General features: G+C 72.6%; 15 protein-coding genes. 10 read left to right on the top strand and 5 right to left on the bottom strand.

Annotation, left to right across the window (positions count from 1 at the left end; all coding sequences use genetic code 11):
* From cbiQ to ACZ4TO_RS27640, 5 genes are all read left to right on the top strand, one after another.
* Positions 1 to 762, top strand: a complete 762-nt coding sequence (gene cbiQ, locus ACZ4TO_RS27620; protein WP_468025496.1) for a cobalt ECF transporter T component CbiQ — start codon at positions 1 to 3, stop codon at positions 760 to 762.
* A complete protein-coding gene (locus ACZ4TO_RS27625) occupies positions 750 to 1,517 on the top strand; it encodes an energy-coupling factor ABC transporter ATP-binding protein (RefSeq protein ID WP_382791650.1) in 768 nt (255 codons plus the stop codon). The genes cbiQ and ACZ4TO_RS27625 overlap by 13 nt, the downstream gene beginning before the upstream one ends.
* Positions 1,514 to 1,987 (top strand): MarR family winged helix-turn-helix transcriptional regulator, encoded by a 474-nt coding sequence (locus ACZ4TO_RS27630; RefSeq protein ID WP_468025497.1) that lies wholly within the window; start codon positions 1,514 to 1,516, stop codon positions 1,985 to 1,987. Before ACZ4TO_RS27625 ends, ACZ4TO_RS27630 begins: the two co-directional genes overlap by 4 nt.
* Positions 1,988 to 2,148: 161 nt before the next feature.
* Positions 2,149 to 2,553, top strand: a complete 405-nt coding sequence (locus ACZ4TO_RS27635; RefSeq protein ID WP_382792071.1) for an organic hydroperoxide resistance protein — start codon at positions 2,149 to 2,151, stop codon at positions 2,551 to 2,553.
* Positions 2,554 to 2,629: 76 nt separating this feature from the next.
* The gene (locus ACZ4TO_RS27640) at positions 2,630 to 3,790 is read left to right on the top strand and encodes a serine hydrolase domain-containing protein (protein WP_468025498.1); all 1,161 of its coding nucleotides are present in this window, start codon (positions 2,630 to 2,632) and stop codon (positions 3,788 to 3,790) included.
* Between the two features lie 217 nt (positions 3,791 to 4,007).
* Here ACZ4TO_RS27640 and ACZ4TO_RS27645 read toward each other — a convergent pair whose 3' ends face one another.
* From ACZ4TO_RS27645 to ACZ4TO_RS27660, 4 genes are all read right to left on the bottom strand, one after another.
* Positions 4,008 to 4,859, bottom strand: a complete 852-nt coding sequence (locus ACZ4TO_RS27645; RefSeq protein WP_382791658.1) for an EamA family transporter — start codon at positions 4,857 to 4,859, stop codon at positions 4,008 to 4,010.
* Entirely contained in the window at positions 4,856 to 5,386 is a 531-nt protein-coding gene (locus ACZ4TO_RS27650) for a YbaK/EbsC family protein (RefSeq protein WP_382791661.1), read from the bottom strand. The genes ACZ4TO_RS27645 and ACZ4TO_RS27650 overlap by 4 nt, the downstream gene beginning before the upstream one ends.
* 133 nt (positions 5,387 to 5,519) lie before the next feature.
* On the bottom strand, positions 5,520 to 7,196 hold the full coding sequence (locus ACZ4TO_RS27655) for a penicillin-binding transpeptidase domain-containing protein (RefSeq protein WP_468025499.1): 1,677 nt from the start codon (positions 7,194 to 7,196) through the stop codon (positions 5,520 to 5,522).
* Positions 7,197 to 7,310: 114 nt separating this feature from the next.
* Entirely contained in the window at positions 7,311 to 8,942 is a 1,632-nt protein-coding gene (locus tag ACZ4TO_RS27660) for a penicillin-binding transpeptidase domain-containing protein (RefSeq protein ID WP_468025500.1), read from the bottom strand.
* Positions 8,943 to 9,353: 411 nt separating this feature from the next.
* Between ACZ4TO_RS27660 and ACZ4TO_RS27665 the strand changes: the two genes are divergently transcribed.
* Positions 9,354 to 9,677 (top strand): hypothetical protein, encoded by a 324-nt coding sequence (locus ACZ4TO_RS27665; RefSeq protein ID WP_468025501.1) that lies wholly within the window; start codon positions 9,354 to 9,356, stop codon positions 9,675 to 9,677.
* Positions 9,678 to 9,737: 60 nt separating this feature from the next.
* Here ACZ4TO_RS27665 and ACZ4TO_RS27670 read toward each other — a convergent pair whose 3' ends face one another.
* Positions 9,738 to 11,483: a dolichyl-phosphate-mannose--protein mannosyltransferase gene (locus tag ACZ4TO_RS27670; RefSeq protein WP_468025502.1), complete on the bottom strand. Its 1,746-nt coding sequence runs from the start codon at positions 11,481 to 11,483 to the stop codon at positions 9,738 to 9,740.
* 96 nt (positions 11,484 to 11,579) lie between these two features.
* Between ACZ4TO_RS27670 and rsmI the strand changes: the two genes are divergently transcribed.
* The 4 genes from rsmI (at position 11,580) to ACZ4TO_RS27690 (ending at position 16,232) form a co-directional block, all read left to right on the top strand.
* Positions 11,580 to 12,437 carry a 16S rRNA (cytidine(1402)-2'-O)-methyltransferase gene (rsmI, locus tag ACZ4TO_RS27675; protein ID WP_382791675.1) on the top strand — a complete coding sequence of 286 codons (858 nt, stop codon included), beginning with the start codon at positions 11,580 to 11,582 and terminating at the stop codon, positions 12,435 to 12,437.
* Between the two features lie 230 nt (positions 12,438 to 12,667).
* Positions 12,668 to 13,144 (top strand): protein kinase family protein, encoded by a 477-nt coding sequence (locus tag ACZ4TO_RS27680; protein WP_382791678.1) that lies wholly within the window; start codon positions 12,668 to 12,670, stop codon positions 13,142 to 13,144.
* A gap of 136 nt (positions 13,145 to 13,280) precedes the next feature.
* A complete protein-coding gene (locus ACZ4TO_RS27685) occupies positions 13,281 to 14,168 on the top strand; it encodes a TatD family hydrolase (RefSeq protein ID WP_468025503.1) in 888 nt (295 codons plus the stop codon).
* A gap of 723 nt (positions 14,169 to 14,891) precedes the next feature.
* Entirely contained in the window at positions 14,892 to 16,232 is a 1,341-nt protein-coding gene (locus ACZ4TO_RS27690; protein WP_468025560.1) for a ubiquitin-like domain-containing protein, read from the top strand.
* The last annotated feature ends 37 nt before the right edge of the window (positions 16,233 to 16,269 follow it).

A 16,269-nucleotide genomic window follows, 5' to 3' on the forward strand; every position in this document is an offset into this window, starting at 1 on the left:
GTGGGAGCGGGACACGCCCACAAGCTGTACGTGCACGGGCACTCGCCCGTGCACACCCTGCCGCCGCACACCAAGCTCGCCGCCACCCTCGCCTTCGTGGTCGTGGTCGTCTCCACCCCGCGCGAGGCGATGTGGGCGTTCGCGCTGTACGCCGCGCTGCTGGCGGTGGTCGCGCACCAGGCCCGCGTACCGGCGGGGGTCCTGCTGCGCCGGCTGCTGATCGAGATCCCGTTCGTCGCGTTCGCGGTGCTCATGCCGTTCGTGGCGGAGGGCGACCGGGTGGACGTGCTGGGGCTGTCCCTGAGCGTCAACGGCCTGTGGGGCGCCTGGAACGTCCTCGCCAAGGGCACCCTCGGCGTCGCCGCCTCCGTCCTGCTGGCCTCCACGACCGGACTGCGCGAACTGCTCCTCGGCCTCCAGCGGCTGAAGCTCCCGCCGCTGCTCGTGCAGATCGCCTCCTTCATGATCCGCTACGGCGACGTCATCACCGACGAGATGCGGCGGATGCGGATCGCCCGGGAGTCGCGCGGCTTCGAGGCCAGTGGGGTGCGGCACTGGGGGGTGCTCGCGAAATCGGCGGGCGCCCTGTTCATCCGCTCCTACGAACGCGGGGAACGCGTGCACCTGGCCATGGTGAGCCGGGGATACGCCGGTTCCATGCCCGTCATCGACGAGGTGACCGCGTCCCGGGCACAGTGGTCGTACGCCCTCGCCCTTCCGTTCGCCGCCCTCGTCGTATGCCTGTTGGGATGGATCCTGTGACGCCTGCCGCAACTTCTCTGGAGGTCTCCGGCCTCGCGTTCGCCTACCCGGACGGGCACCAGGCCCTGTTCGGCGTGGACTTCCGGATCGGGCGCGGCGAGCGCGTCGCCCTGCTCGGCCCGAACGGCGCCGGGAAGACCACCCTCGTCCTGCACCTCAACGGCATCCTGACCGGCGGCGCCGGCACGGTGACGGTCGCCGGACTCCCCGTCGGCAAGCGGAACATGGCGGAGATCCGGCGCAGGGTCGGCATCGTCTTCCAGGACCCGGACGACCAGCTCTTCATGCCGACCGTGCGCGAGGACGTCGCCTTCGGGCCGGCCGCCGCGGGCATGAAGGGCGCGGAACTGGAGGAACGCGTCCGCACCGCGCTGGAGCGCGTCGGCATGGAGGCCTTCGCCGACCGCCCGCCGCACCACCTGTCCTTCGGGCAGCGGCGCCGGGTCGCCGTCGCGACGGTGCTGGCGATGGAGCCGGAGATCCTCGTCCTCGACGAGCCCTCCTCCAACCTCGACCCCGCCTCCCGGCGTGAACTCGCGGACATCCTGCGCTCGTTGGACGTCACGGTGCTCATGGTCACGCACGACCTGCCGTACGCCCTCGAACTGTGCCCCCGCTCCCTCGTCCTCAGCGACGGCGTGATCGTCGCCGACGGCACGACCGGTGAGGTGCTCTCCGACGACGAGCTCATGCGCACCCATCGTCTGGAGCTTCCCTTCGGGTTCGACCCGCGCTCCGTGACAATGGGGGCGTGACGAAACAAGAGGACGTCGGGCCACCGGCCGGGTCGCTGCTGCTCGACGACCAGTTGTGCTTCGCGCTGTACGCCGCCCAGCGGGCCGTGACCGCGGCCTACCGCCCGCTGCTGGACGAGCTCGGCCTCACCTATCCGCAGTACCTCGTCCTGCTGGTCCTGTGGGAGCGCGGCGAGACCACGGTCAAGGAACTGGGCGCCGCCCTGCACCTCGACTACGGCACGATGTCGCCGCTGCTCAAGCGGCTGGAGTCGGCGGGGTTCGTACGCCGTGAGCGTTCGGCGCGCGACGAGCGCTCGGTGCGGGTCGCCCTCACCGGGCGCGGCGAACTGCTCAGGGAGCGCGCGGAGGACGTACCGCAGGCGCTGCTGACGGCGACCGGGCTGAGCGAGGACGACGTGGCGCGGCTGCGCGAGGAGCTGCGGCGGCTGGCCGAACGGGCGGAGGGCGCGGCGGCACGCGGGCGCTGAGCGTTCGTCGCCACCCGAGGCTTCCCGGAGCGCATACCGGCCGGTACCTTGTGCACGATACATTTGTGCGCGATGCGCCTGTGTGCGCTTCTGTTGCCCGCTCCGGGGGAGGTCCTGCCGTGATCGACGGCGCCGTAGTCGACACCCGTCCGACGAAGATCATGTATGTCGCCGAGGCCACCGCGCACGGCGGCCGCAGCGGCTTCGTGACCAGCCAGGACGGGCAGCTCGAACTGAAGGTCGCGATGCCGCCGGCCCTGGGCGGCGACGGCAACGGCACGAACCCCGAGCAGCTCTTCGCCGCCGGATTCAGCGCCTGCTTCCACAACGCCCTGGTCATGGTCGGCCGCCGCGCCGGCCTCGACCTCTCCGGGTCCACCGTCGCGGCGAAGGTCGGGATCGGCCCCAACAAGCAGCGCGGCTACGGACTGGCGGTCGCCCTGAGCGTCTCGCTCCCCGTCGTCGACGAGGACGTGGCGGCGAAGCTCGTGGACGCGGCGCACGAGGTCTGCCCCTACTCGAACGCCACCCGCGGCAACATCGAGGTCACGATCCTGCTGGGCTAGCCCTCCCTAGGAATCGAAGGCCGCGGACGCGTGTTGGACTCACCATCGGCAGTGTGAGGCGACAGGGAGCGCGGGCGTGGATGTGAACGGCACGGTGGCGGAGGGCTTCGAACCGGTCAGGGAGGCGTTCGCGGCCAACTTCGCGACGCTGGGGGACCGGGGCGCCGCCGTCACCGTGTTCCGCGACGGGCACAAGGTCGTCGACCTGTGGGGCGGCACCCGTGACGTCGACGGCACCGAGCCCTGGGAACGGGACACCGCGCAGATCGTGCGCTCCGCGACCAAGGGCGTCGCCGCCGCCGTACTCCTGCTGCTCGCCCAGCGGGGACAGCTCGACCCGGACGCCCCGGTCGGTGCCTACTGGCCCGAGTACAAGGCCCACGGCAAGGAGCACACGCGCGTACGGCATCTGCTCGCGCACCGGGCCGGCGTCCCCGCCGTCGACCGCCCGCTCACCCCCGCCGAGGCCGCCGACCCCGACCTGACGGCCGCGGCGGTGGCCGCCCAGACGCCCGCCTGGGAGCCCGGGGCCGAGCACGGGTACCACGCGCAGACGTACGGCTGGCTGACCGGCGAGCTGGTCCGGCGCGTCACCGGGCGCACGATCGGCCGGTGGATCGCGGACGAGCTGGCCGGGCCCCTGGACCTCGACCTGTGGGTCGGGCTTCCCGAATCGGTGGCCGGCCGGGTGGGCCGGGTCGCGCAGACCGAGGCACCGGCCACGCCGGGCGGCCTCAAGACCCGCCCCAAGCGCGCGGTCTCCGACGCCTACGCCGACCCCGGCAGCCTCACCCGCCGCGCCTTCGCGGCCATCACCCCGATGCCCGACGAGAACGACCCCGCCTACCGCGCCGCCGTCCTGCCCGCCTCGAACGGCATCGCCACCGCCGACGGCCTCGCCCGCTTCTACGCCGCCCTGATCGGAGAGGTGGACGGCGTCCGGCTGTTCACACCGGAGACGCTGGCGGCCGCGCGCTCGGAGCAGTCCGCGGGACCCGACCGTGTCCTCGTCGTCAACACCCGCTTCGGCCTCGGCTACATGCTCCATGGCGGGGCGTCGCCGCTGCTCTCCCCGGGCTCCTTCGGCCACCCCGGCCGAGGCGGCGCCCTCGGCTTCGCCGACCCCGAGTCCGGCATCGCCTTCGGCTACGTCACCAACGGCTTCCGCAAGAGCGTGACGGCGGACCCGCGGGCCCAGGCCCTGATACGGGCGCTGCGCGCGGCCACCGCGGCGTAGTCGCCGTGTGGCCGCCGGCCGGTCACGCCCCGGCCGGATCAGCGGCCGGAGGAGGGGGGTGGGGTGCGGCTTGCCTCGATTCACGCCCGGGACGGCTTCCGGGGCGCTACCCCTTTACCCACCCCCCTGTGCCGCGGGCCCCGCGCGGGGGCAGCTCCGTCCGGCCTCGGCTTCGCACACTACGGGGACCCACTGACAACGGCCCGCACGCGACCGCCTACCCGGCCCCCGCGTGCAGCATCAGCCCTATCCCCACGACCAGGAGTCCCGCCGCCGCGATCCGGGGCGCGCCGAACCGCTCCTTGAAGAAGACCGCGCCGATGGCCGCCCCGACGATGATCGAGGACTCCCGCAGCGCCGCGACCGGTGCCAGCGCGGCGCGGGTCTGGGCCCACAGCACCAGGCCGTAGGCCGCGACCGAGAGCGCGGCGCCGAGGAGGCCCACGGCGGCGTGCGGCCGTAGACGTGCGAGCGTCCCGCCGCGCCAGCGGTACAGCGCGTATGCCGGGACGGCCACGCCCTGCGCGGTCATCAGCCAGGCGATGTAGCCGAGGGAGGTCCCGGAGGCGCGCACGCCCAGGCCGTCGACGACCGTGTACGCGGCGATCGCCACGCCGGTCGCGAGCGCGGCGCCGATCGCGGCCCAGTCGGGGCGCCGGCCGCGCAGCCCCCACAGCGCGACCCCCGTCAGGCCCGCGCAGGACAGCGCGACGCCCGAGGCTGCCCAGCGGTCGGGCACCTCGTGCGCGAACAGGGCCGCCAGCACCGTGACGACGAGCGGAGCGGAGCCGCGCGCGATCGGATACGCCAGCCCGAAGTCGCCGAGCCGGAAGGAGCGCATCAGCAGCATCATGTACGCGACGTGGATGGCGGCCGAGACGAGCAGGTACGGCCAGGCCCCGGACGAGGGGAGCGCGACGAACGGCGCCATGGCCAGGCCGAGCAGCACCCCGCCGCCCGCGATCAGCGTGAAGCCGACGAGCTTGTCCTCGATGCGGTGCGCGAGCGCGTTCCAGCCCGCGTGCGTGACCGCGGCCAGCAGGACGGCCGCGGCGACGAGCGGCGTCACGCGATCGGCTCGCGCACATCCACCACCGTGGCGCCCGCGTGCGCGATCAGACTCTCCGGGTCCATCGGGAAGACGCTGAACGGGGTGCCCGCCGAGGTCCACACCGTGTCGTGACCGAGCACCGAACGGTCCACCAGGACACGGATGTCCGTGAGGTGCCCGAAGGGCGGGACGGCACCGGGCCCGTATCCGGTCGACTCCCGTACGAGCCGGCCCCCGGCCCGGGTGAGCTTCGCGGCGCCCAGTTCCCGTCGTACGAGCTCCATGCCGACGTGCGCCGAGCCGTCCAGCAGCACCAGGACCGGGGCCCCGTCCGCCGCGAAGAACAGCGACTTGCAGATCTGGCTCGGCTCGCAGCCGATCGCCGCGGCTGCCTCGGCGGTGGTGCGGGCCGTGTCCGGGAAGCGCCGGACCCGCCCGATCACCTCGCCGAGGCCCAGCTCCCGCAGCGCCTCGGCGAAACGGGGGTCGGTGTCGCTCGCGACGGAGGAGGGACCCTCGCCGGCGTTCTCATCGGTGACGTTCATGCACGGCACGCTAGCGGTCGGTGTACACCCCATGCGACCGGGCCCCGAGCGTCCGCCCGGACTCCCGCCTCAGTCCCACCAGAACCTCCACAACGGAGCGCCGACGAGGGACGCCGCGTTCCGCGGGCGGGTGTCAGCCGCCGTTGCCTGCCTTCAGGAGGGCCGCCACGATCGGGCCCGCCGTGCTGCCGCCGTGGCCGCCCTGCTGGACGACGCCGGCTCCCGCCAGGTCGCCCTTCCACGCGGTGAACCAGCCGTTGGGCTGCTTCTGGTTGTCGACCTCGGCGGAGCCGGTCTTGGCGCCGTAGTCGGGGCCGAGTCCGGCCATGGCCTCGGCGGCGGTGCCCGCGGCGGCCGTGTACTGCATGACCTCGCGGAGCTGGGCGAGCGTGGTCGCGGACATCGTGCGGGACGCCTTGGCCAGGGTGCGGTGGTCGACCGACGGGGCGACCAGGTAGGGCTGGTGGAAGGTGCCGGACTGGACGGTGGAGGCGACCGACGCCATGTTCAGCGGGTTCATGCGGACCCCGCCCTGGCCCATCAGCTCGGCGGCCATCTGCGCGGCACTCTGCACCGGCACCGAGCCGTCCGCCGAGGGCACGCCGATGGCCCAGTTGTTCAGGCCCAGACCGAAGACCTGCTGGGCCTGCTTGGTCAGGTCGTCGTCCTTCAGCTTCTCGGCCTGGGTGATGAAGGCCGTGTTGCAGGAGCGCGCGAAGCTCGCCTTGAACGTGCCGTTCTTGATCTCGAAGTCGTCGTCGTTGTGGAACTTCCAGCCGCCGTACGTCGCCGTCTTGGGGCACGGGTGCGGCTTGTCGGGCGAGGCGAGGCCCTTCTCGAAGAGCATCGACGCCGTGATGACCTTCATCGTGGAGCCGGGCGCGAGGGAGCCCTGGAACGCGGTGTTGAAGCCGTGGCCGCTGTTCGCGACGGCGAGGATCTCGCCCGTCGAGGGGCGCATCAGGACCACCGACGCCTTCGGCTTGGCGGCCACCAGACGTTCGGCCTCCGCCTGGAGGGTCGGGCTCAGTGTCGTCTGGACCTTGCCCGGCGTGCCCGCGCTGAGCGTCAGCAGGGTCTTGTCGGGGGTCTTCTGGGCACCCTTGGCCGCGGCCTTGCGGACCACGCGCAGCTCGATGCCGGCCTTGCCGCCGGCCGTCTTGCCGTACTTCTCGCGCAGCCCGTCGAGGACCGTGCCCAGGGAGGGGTACTTGGCGGCGGTCAGCTCACCGCCGTGCCGGTCGATGGCGGTGACCGGCGGCGTCCCGGCCTCGCCGGTCACCAGCCGGTCGCCGTCCTGGAGGTCGGGGTGGACCACGGACGGCTTCCAGCCCACCAGGGCCACGCCGTCCTTCGCCCGCCGCACGACCGTCAGCTTCGTGGAGTACGACAGGGGCTTGGTCATGCCCTTGTAGGTGACGGTGCCCTTGACGGTGAAGGGGATGTCGGCGCCCGAGCGCTTGCCGGCGGTCAGGGTCACTCCGCTGATGCGGGCGTCCTTGCCGAAGCCGGTCAGCGTGGTGGTGGCGGCGGCCGAGTCGTCGGTCGCCGCGGCCGCCCGGGTGACGTCGCCGCTCTGCCAGGCCTTCAGGAACGTGGTGGACGCCATGGTGACCTCGGCGGCCGACAGCGGGCCCGTCTTGACGGCCTTGCGGGTGGTGGCCGTGGTCCCCTCGTCGGCCGACGCCCCGCTGCCGTAGAGGCTGTAGGCACCCAGGGCCACGCCGACGACGGCGACGGCGATCACCCCGCCGAGCACGGCGGGCTGCTTCGTCTTCGGTCTCTCGGCGACGCGCCTTCTCTTGCCCACTGCCCTGTGTCCTCCGCCGTCCCCTGGTGCCCCGTGGTGCCCTCTGATGCCCCCGTGCCTCTCGCTCCTCAACGAGAGGCACCACCCTAGGGTCCCGTCCTGTGCGGAGCGACTTCAGCCGCCCGTTCGTAGCACAGCTGCGACGATCGGGCCGGCCGCCTGCCCGCCGTGGCCGCCCTCCTGCGTCATGGCGGCGGCCGCGATGTCGTTGCGGTACCCGGTGAACCAGCTGTTGGACTTGGCCTGGCCGTCGACCTCGGCGGAACCGGTCTTGGCCCCGATGCTGCCGCCGAGTCCCGCCATGACCTGGGCCGCGGTGCCACTGACGGCCGTGCGGTTCATCATCGCGCGGAGCTGGGCGACCGTACCGGAGGACAGGCCCTTCGCGGTGGCCAGTTCACGGCCGTCCAGGGAGCGCGGCACGATGACCGGCTGCCGGAACGCGCCCGTCATCGCGGTGGCGGTGACCGACGCCATGTTCAGCGGGCTCATCTGGACCTGGCCCTGGCCGATCATGTTGGCCGCCGTGTCCGGGCCGCCGGAGGCGGGCACCGAGCCGTCGAAGGACTCGATGCCGGTCTTCCAGTTGTTCTGGCCCAGTCCGAAGCGCTGCTGGGCCTCGTTGGTGAGGGAGTCGACCTTCACGTCGTCCGCGTACTTCACGAAGGCGGTGTTGCAGGAGCGCGAGAAGCTGTCGGAGAGGGTGGCGTTCTCCTGCGGCTTCATGCCGGTGAGGTTGTGGAAGGTCTGGCTCTGCCAGACCGCGGTGTCGGGGCAGGTCGCGGGCCCGTTCGCCGTCGTGATGCCGTTGTCGATGAGGGTCGCCGCGCTGATGATCTTCATCGTGGAGCCGGGCGCGAGTTTGCCGAGGAAGGCCGCGTTGAAGCCGTCCGAGCGGTGGTTGGCGACGGCGAGCACCTCTCCGGTGCTGGGCTTGACCGCCACCACGGAGGACTCGGCGTACCGGGTGACGGCCTTCTCGGCCGCGGCCTGGGCGTTCGCGCTGAGTGTCGTACGGACCCTGCCCGGCCGTCCCTTGGCGAGGGTGACCAGGGTCGTGTCGCCGCCGGTGCCCTCGGCGCCGTGCCGGATCGACAGCTCGATGCCGGGTGTGCCGCCCGCCTTGTCGCCGTACTTCGCCCGGAGCGCGTCCAGGATCGGCCCCAGGGAGGGGTACTTCTCCTTCGTCAGGACAACGTTGTTCCGGTCCACGGCCTCGATCGCCGGGCTCGCCGACTCGCCCGTGACCAGCGTGTCGCCGTCCTTCAGCTCCGGGTGGACGACGGAGGGCTTCCAGTCGACCAGGGCCTTGCCGGTGGTCTCGCCGCGCACGACGGTCAGTTCGGAGTCGTACGCGAACGGCTCGCTCTTCCCGTCGTAGGACACCGTGGCCTTGACGGAGAACGGCACCCGGGCCCCGGAGGCGGCACCCGGGGTGATCTTCACGTCGGTCAGATGCGCGTCGTCGCGGTAGCCGGCGAGCAGGCCCTCGGCGTTCGTCGCGTAGTTCGTCAGCGCGGCCGCCTTGGCCGCTTCGCCCTTCTCCCAGGCGGCGAAGAAGGCGCGGCTGGTCTCCTTGACCTCGGCGCCGCTCGGCGGCCCGGTCTTCACCGCCGCGGGCCCGCCGGCTCCCGTGCCGCCGTCCCCGCTGACCGCCGTCACCACGTTGTAGGCGCCGTACCCGGCGCCGCCCACCATCACCGCGAACACGCTGCCTATGACGGCAGCCCTGGCCCCCTTGCGCATCGCGCGACCCCTCCCCGTGACCCCTTCTCCGAACTTCTGAACGCGTTCAGAAAAGTCGGTGCATGCTGCACTCTAGGCGCGGGAGGGGCTGGTGGTGCAGACCTTCGCCGAATCGTTAGCCACGAAAACGGCCGCATCCACGAACACCGTTCACGGACGTGTCCCACGGACCCATTCCAGCCACCCACCCCACCCGGAACCCACGAATCCAGCCACATCCGTGATCCCCTTGCCGCGGCCTCACCGGGAGGTCGGGTCGACGAGAGGATCGCCGTGCTGATCGTCCGAGGCTGACCGACGGTGAAGCGTCAGGTGCGGCGGCGGCCTGCGCGAGGCGTGGACGCGCGGCGCCGAGGGCTGTAATGATCGCGCCACGTTTCGTCGGGGATTCGGCGCGTGACGGGGGGAACCGTGCACCTGCTCTTCATCTGCTTCACGACATTCATGGCGCTGATGGCGTCGGTGGGCGTCGCCCTCGGCGTCGCGGCGATCACCTTCGGGTGGGTGCTCCCCAGAATCCGACCGAGGGTCGAGCGCCCTCGCCTCTACGGCTGGGGAGCGCTGCTGATGGCCCTCAGCATGGTCTTGACCGGGCGCCTCATCGAGCTGTTCACCGACCCGATCCCCGGGTTGGGGCCGGCGACCGGGTCGGGGCCGTTGTTCCTCGGTGCCGTGCTGATCCGGTCGAGCCGACGACCTGAGATCGCCGATCCGCAGGAAGCGGACAAGCCCTAGCCGCCGACGGCCACGGGGGGCGCGGCTCGCGGCCGCGCCCCCCGTGGTGTGTCCGTCCGGCTAGACCCACGTGTCCAGCCACATCCTGGACCGCCACTGTTCGATAGGGATCGCCGTGCCCGTGTACAGGGGCCAGAAGTAGATGAAGTTCCACAGGATCAGGAGGACCAGGACGCCGGCTCCTGCTGCGCCGATCACTCGGCGGCGTTCTCCGGAGCCGGGTGGGCCGAGGATCGCGCCGATCATCATCGTCACGGCCAGACACAGGAACGGGACGAAGACGACCGCGTAGAAGAAGAAGATCGTGCGCTCCTGGTACAGGAACCAGGGGAGGTAGCCGGCCGCGATGCCGCAGGCGATGGCGCCCGCCCGCCAGTCGCGGCGGAAGGCCCAGCGCCACAGCACGTACAGGACCGCGAAGCAGGCGGCCCACCACAGCAGGGGCGTGCCGAGCGCCAGCACCTCGCGGGCGCACTTGTCGCCGGCGTCGGCGGGGCAGCCGTCCTTGCCGGGCAGCGGGGACTCGTAGAAGTACGAGACCGGGCGGCCCGCGACGATCCAGCTCCACGGGTTGGACTGGTAGGTGTGCGGCGACGACAGGCCGACGTGGAACTTGTAGACCTCGTGCTCGTAGTGCCACAGGCTGCGCAGCCAGTCCGGCAGGAAGGTCCAGTTGCCGCCCTTGCCGTCCGTCACGGCCCAGTTGCGGAAGTAGCCGCCCTTGCCGTTGTCCGGCGACAGGATCCAGCCGGTCCAGGAGACCAGGTAGACGGCCAGGGCGACCGGGACCGTCGCCAGGAAGGTGATGCCGGTGTCGTGCCGCAGAGCCGCCGTGTAGGGGTGCCGGGCGCCCGCGACCCGGCGCGAGGCCACGTCCCACAGGACCGCCATCACGCAGAACGCGGCGAGGACGTACAGCCCGTTCCACTTGGTGCCGATGGCCAGGCCCAGCATGAGGCCCGCCGTCCAGCGCCAGGGCCGCCAGCCGAGACGGGTCGTCTCCGCGATGTGGGCGTCGGGGCGGACGACACCGTTCTCGTCGACCGGCAGCGCCTCCGCCAGTCTCGCCCGCGCCTTGTCCCGGTCCACCACCAGACAGCCGAAGGCCGCCAGCACGAAGAACATCAGCACACCGTCGAGCAGCGAGGTGCGGCTCATCACGAAGTGCAGACCGTCCACCGCCATCAGCAGCCCCGCGAGGCAGCCGAGGAACGTCGAGCGGAACAGGCGGCGCCCGATCCGGCACAGCAGCAGCACCGACAGGGTGCCGAGCAGCGCCGTCATGAAGCGCCAGCCGAAGGGGTTGAAGCCGAACATCCACTCGCCGAGCCCGATGACGTACTTCCCGATCGGCGGGTGCACGACATACGCGGCGTCGGTCGGGATCTTCACATGCCCGTTGCTCCGAAGGATCAGGTCGTTGGCGTCCTTCGTCCAGTTGACCTCGTAGCCGCGGTGGAAGAGTGCCCAGGCGTCCTTCGCGTAGTACGTCTCGTCGAATATCACCGCCTTGGGGCTGCCCAGGTTCCAGAACCGCAGCAACCCGGCGAGCAGGGTCACCAGGAGCGGGCCCACCCAGCCCGACCAGCGGTTGAAACGGTCGGCGACTCCCTGACGCAGCCCGAGCGCGGCCCAGATACCCGGGCCTGGCTGGGCGTACGGCGGTACGAGCCGGTCGCGCACATCACTTCGGGGCGGCGCCGTGTAGCCGAATCGGCGCAGCCGCTGCTGCCACGACGGCCGCCGAGCGTCGGCGGCCTGGCCCTGCCCCTGCCGGGTGTCCGTGGAGGACGCGGTACTGGTCACCGCGCCATCGTAGGGAACAGGTCTGTGGGAGTCCCGTGCATGGGCCCCTTCCGGTCGGATGAGCTTGTCGGGCCGCACCCCTGCGAGGATGGGACCGTGACAGGAATCCTTGTGTTGGCAGGCACTCCCATCGGCGACATCTCGGACGCGCCGCCACGGCTCGCCGCCGAACTGACCGGGGCCGATGTCGTCGCCGCCGAGGACACCCGCAGGCTGCGCCGGCTCACCCAGGCCCTCGGCGTCCAGCCGACGGGGCGGATCGTGTCGTACTTCGAGGGGAACGAGGCCGCCCGGACCCCGGAACTCGTCGAGGCGCTCGTCGGCGGGGCGCGGGTGCTGCTGGTGACCGACGCCGGGATGCCGTCCGTGTCGGACCCCGGCTACCGGCTCGTCGCGGCCGCGGTCGAGAAGGACATCAAGGTCACCGCCGTCCCCGGCCCCTCCGCCGTGCTCACCGCGCTCGCGCTGTCCGGCCTGCCCGTGGACCGCTTCTGCTTCGAGGGCTTCCTGCCCAGGAAGGCCGGTGAGCGGCTGTCCCGGCTGCGGGAGGTCGCCGAGGAGCGCCGCACGCTCGTCTACTTCGAGGCGCCCCACCGGCTCGACGACACCCTCGCCGCCATGGCGGAGGTCTTCGGCACCCAGCGGCGCGCCGCCGTCTGCCGCGAACTGACCAAGACGTACGAGGAGGTCAAGCGCGGCCCGCTGGGCGAGCTGGCCGCCTGGGCCGCCGAGGGGGTCCGCGGCGAGATCACCGTCGTCGTCGAGGGCGCCCCCGAGAAGGGCGCCGAGGAACTGGACGCCGGTGAGCTGGTGCGCAGGGTGCGGGTGCGCGAGGAGGCGGGGGAGCGGCGCAAGGAGGCCATCGCCGCCGTCGCCGCCGAAGCGGGGATTCCCAAGCGGGACGTCTTCGATGCGGTCGTGGCGGCAAAGAACGCCGAACGAAGCGGCCCATAGAAGGGCAAAGGACTATCGTGAAAAGCAAAGATCAGGCCGCGTGACAGGAGCCTTCCGACAAGGAAAGGCCAAGACGGCTCCAACACTCGGCAGGCCGGATGCGTTCGGGCCGGGAGAGGCGTCCACTGGACGAAGGGACGTACCCGTCCCTCGCCTCCGGCGAACCGGTGGAATTCCGGGGGAATTCGCCGACGGGGGTGCTTGTCCAGCGGACAAGAGGAGCGGCTGGCATGAGTGAGACCACAGGACGGACCGGGGGCGGCGCCGCCGGTCAGGTCACCGAACAGACCAGGCATCGCGGCACGGCGACGGCCGTCGTCCACGAATCGTATTCCTTCGCCTGCATGCGCTGCGGGCACGGCTGGGAGCAGTCCTACGAGATCGAGCACCACCGCGACACGGAAGGCTCCGAGTACGTCGTGTACGTGGCGGACGGCGAGGTCGTGCCGTCTCCGCTCAGCCGGCCCACCTGCCTGAACTGCGACAGTCACGTGGTGCGCATCATGCGCGCCGGCCAGGTGTCCTTCGCCCTCGACTCGATGCGCTCCGCGACCCACGGCACCCGCAAGCCCGTGCCCGCGCGCCGGTCCGAGGACGGCGCGGAGGGGGAGACCCGGGCCGAGTCCTCCGCCGACACCCCGAAGGAGCCGCACCACTGGCACCTGTCGGACCTGCTGCACCCGTTCCAGCACCGCCGGGCGGGCTGACCCCGCCGGGCGGGACCACCGGCCTGGGCGGCGGGACCACCGGGACGGCCCGCTTGCTCCCGGGCGGTACTCCAGGGACGGCCTGCCCGCTCCCCGCGAGGTGAGGCCGGGCATGCCCCCTTCGTAGGATCGGGGCATGCCTTCCGCCTCCTCCGCCGCCGACAAGAACGCCGCGCCGCCGCTCCCCGAGCCGCTGCGCGTGCCCGTGGCCGATTCCCACACCCACCTCGACATGCAGTCCGGCACGGTCGAGGACGCCCTCGCCAAGGCCGCCTCCGTCGGCGTGACGACGGTCGTCCAGGTCGGCTGCGACGTGAAGGGCTCCCGCTGGGCGGCCGAGACGGCGGCCACGCACGACGCCGTCCACGCCACCGTCGCCCTGCACCCGAACGAGGCACCCCGCATCGTGCTCGGCGACCCCGACGGCTGGTCACGGCAGGGAGCGCGCGTACCGGGCGGCGACGGGGCCCTGGACGAGGCGCTCGCCGAGATCGACCGGCTCGCCGCGCTGCCGCACGTGAAGGGCGTCGGCGAGACGGGCCTCGACCACTTCCGCACCGGGCCCGAGGGCAAGGAGGCGCAGGAGCGCTCCTTCCGCGCCCACATCGAGATCGCCAAGCGGCACGGGAAGGCCCTGGTCATCCACGACCGCGACGCCCACGCCGACGTCCTGCGCGTCCTCGCGGAGGAGGGCGCCCCGGAACGGACCGTCTTCCACTGCTACTCCGGCGACGCCGAGATGGCCGAGATCTGCGCCCGCGCCGGATACTTCATGTCCTTCGCCGGCAACATGACCTTCAAGAACGCCCAGCCGCTGCGCGACGCGCTGGCCGTGGCCCCGCTCGAACTCGTCCTCGTCGAGACCGACGCGCCCTTCCTGACCCCCGCGCCGTACCGCGGACGGCCCAACGCCCCGTATCTCATTCCGGTCACGGTGCGCGCCATGGCCGCGGTGCGGGGGATCGACGAGGACACCCTGGCGACCTCGATCTCCGCCAACACCGCGCGCGCGTTCGATTACTGACCCGTAACGGTTCCGGGGGTTTTCCACGGCCGGTCAGGTGTCTTCGGCGAGGGAGTGTCGCGACACAGCGTAGCCGCGTTGCTTGGGAGAGTGACGATCGCTCCGCTAGGTTCTGGTCGCCCGATCCGGACCCTGGAGCGTGTCGTCGTGAGCAGCTCGCGGTACGAGCCGTACAAGACGTACGGACCGAACGGTGGCCCCGAGGCCACGACCCTCGTCACCGGCGCCGCCGCCGTGGCCGGCGCGCCCACCGTGGCGGCCCCGCTCGGCATGGCCGGACCGCCCGGAGTGTTCGGACCGCCCGGAGTGTTCGGACCGCCGGGGGTGTTCGGACCGCCGGGAGTGTTCGACGGGGCTGACGCGTCCGCCGGATTCGGGCCGGCCGGAGCCGTCTCCCAGGACGGCTCCGGCGGTCACGGGGAGTACCGGGGGTACGGGGCGGGGCCGGCCTCCGGTCACCGGGCGTACCCGGACCACGAGACGCGCGCCGTCCATCCCGTCCATCCCATCCATCCCGGGCATGCCGGGCAGGAGGCCTACCCCGGTCACCAGGGGCACCCCGGCCAAGAGGGTCACCCCGGCCGCGAAGGCTTCTCCGGCGGGTACGGAGGGTACGGCGAGCACACCGGCCATCCGGAGCACCCGGCCCACGAGCAGCCGTACGCCGCCGTCTCCCCCGAGTCCTGGGGCCCCGCCTACGCGCCGCCCGTCGTCGGGCCCGCGGTGCCGGAGGCGCCCCGAACCCCGCCGTACGGCGTACAGGGCGTGCCCGGCGCCCGGGGTGGCCGCACCGTGCGCGTCGCGCCCGACGCGCCGACCGAGCCCCGTCTGCCGCGCCCGCTGCCGGACACCCCGGTCGGCGGCACCCCGTGGGACGGCACTCCCGGCGGGCGGGAGGCCGGGCGCGGTACGGGCGGCCGGGCCGAGGCGCGGCGCGCGGCCCGGCGCAAGCGGGGCTCCGAGCGCCCCGAGGCCCAGGCCCTGCGCCGGCTGATCCCGCAGGCCCTGGTCGTGGCCTTCCTGGCCGGCGGCACCTCCGCGTTCGTCGCCAACGACAAGGCGATCGAGCTCAGCGTCGACGGCAGACCGCGCACCCTGCACACCTTCGCGGACGACGTGACGGAACTGCTCGCCGACGAGGGCGTGAAGGTGGGCCCCCACGACATGGTCGCGCCGGCCCCCGGCACCGCCCTCGCCAGCGGGGACGAGGTCGCCGTGCGCTACGGGCGCCCGGTGCACCTCACCATCGACGGGGAGCGGCGCAGGGTGTGGACCACGGCGCACACCGTGGACGGGGCGCTCGGCCAACTGGGGGTGCGCGCCGAGGGCGCCCATCTGTCGGCCTCGCGCTCCCGGCGCATCGGGCGCGAAGGGCTGGAGCTCGACGTACGGACCGAACGCGCGGTCACGATCATGGCCGACGGCCGGGCCCGGACGATCCGCACCAACGCGGCGAGCGTCGCGGAGGCCGTGCGGGAGGCCGGGATCACCCTGCACGGACAGGACATGACCTCCGTACCGGCCGGGAGCTTCCCGCGGGACGGGCAGACCGTCACCGTCCTGCGGGTCACCGGGGCCAGGGAGGTCCGCGAGGAACGGATCCCGTTCGAGGTGCGGCGGGCGGACGACGACTCGCTGTTCCAGGGCGTCGAGGTCGTCGATGACCCCGGCAGGTACGGGGCCCGGCGCCTCACCTACACCCTGCGCACGGTCAACGGCGTCAAGCAGCGGCCCCGGCTGGAGGCCTCCGAGGTGGTGCGGCAGCCGCAGCCCCGGACGGTCAGGGTCGGCACGAAGCCGCATCCCCCGTCCCGCGGCGGCGCCGACCACCTGAACTGGGCGGGCCTCGCCGCCTGCGAGTCCGGCGGCCGGCCCGGCGCCGTGGATCCCTCCGGCACCTACGGCGGCCTCTACCAGTTCGACACCCGCACCTGGCACACCCTCGGCGGCAGCGGGCGCCCCCAGGACGCGCCGGCCGCGGAACAGACCAGCAGGGCCAAGAAGCTGTACATGCGCCGCGGGGCGACCCCGTGGCCGCACTGCGGCAGGCACCTGCACCGCTGACCCCGACGCGGCCGCACGCCGACTCCGGCGCCGAGGC

It is taken from the genome of Streptomyces sp. NPDC028298 (assembly GCF_055565895.1).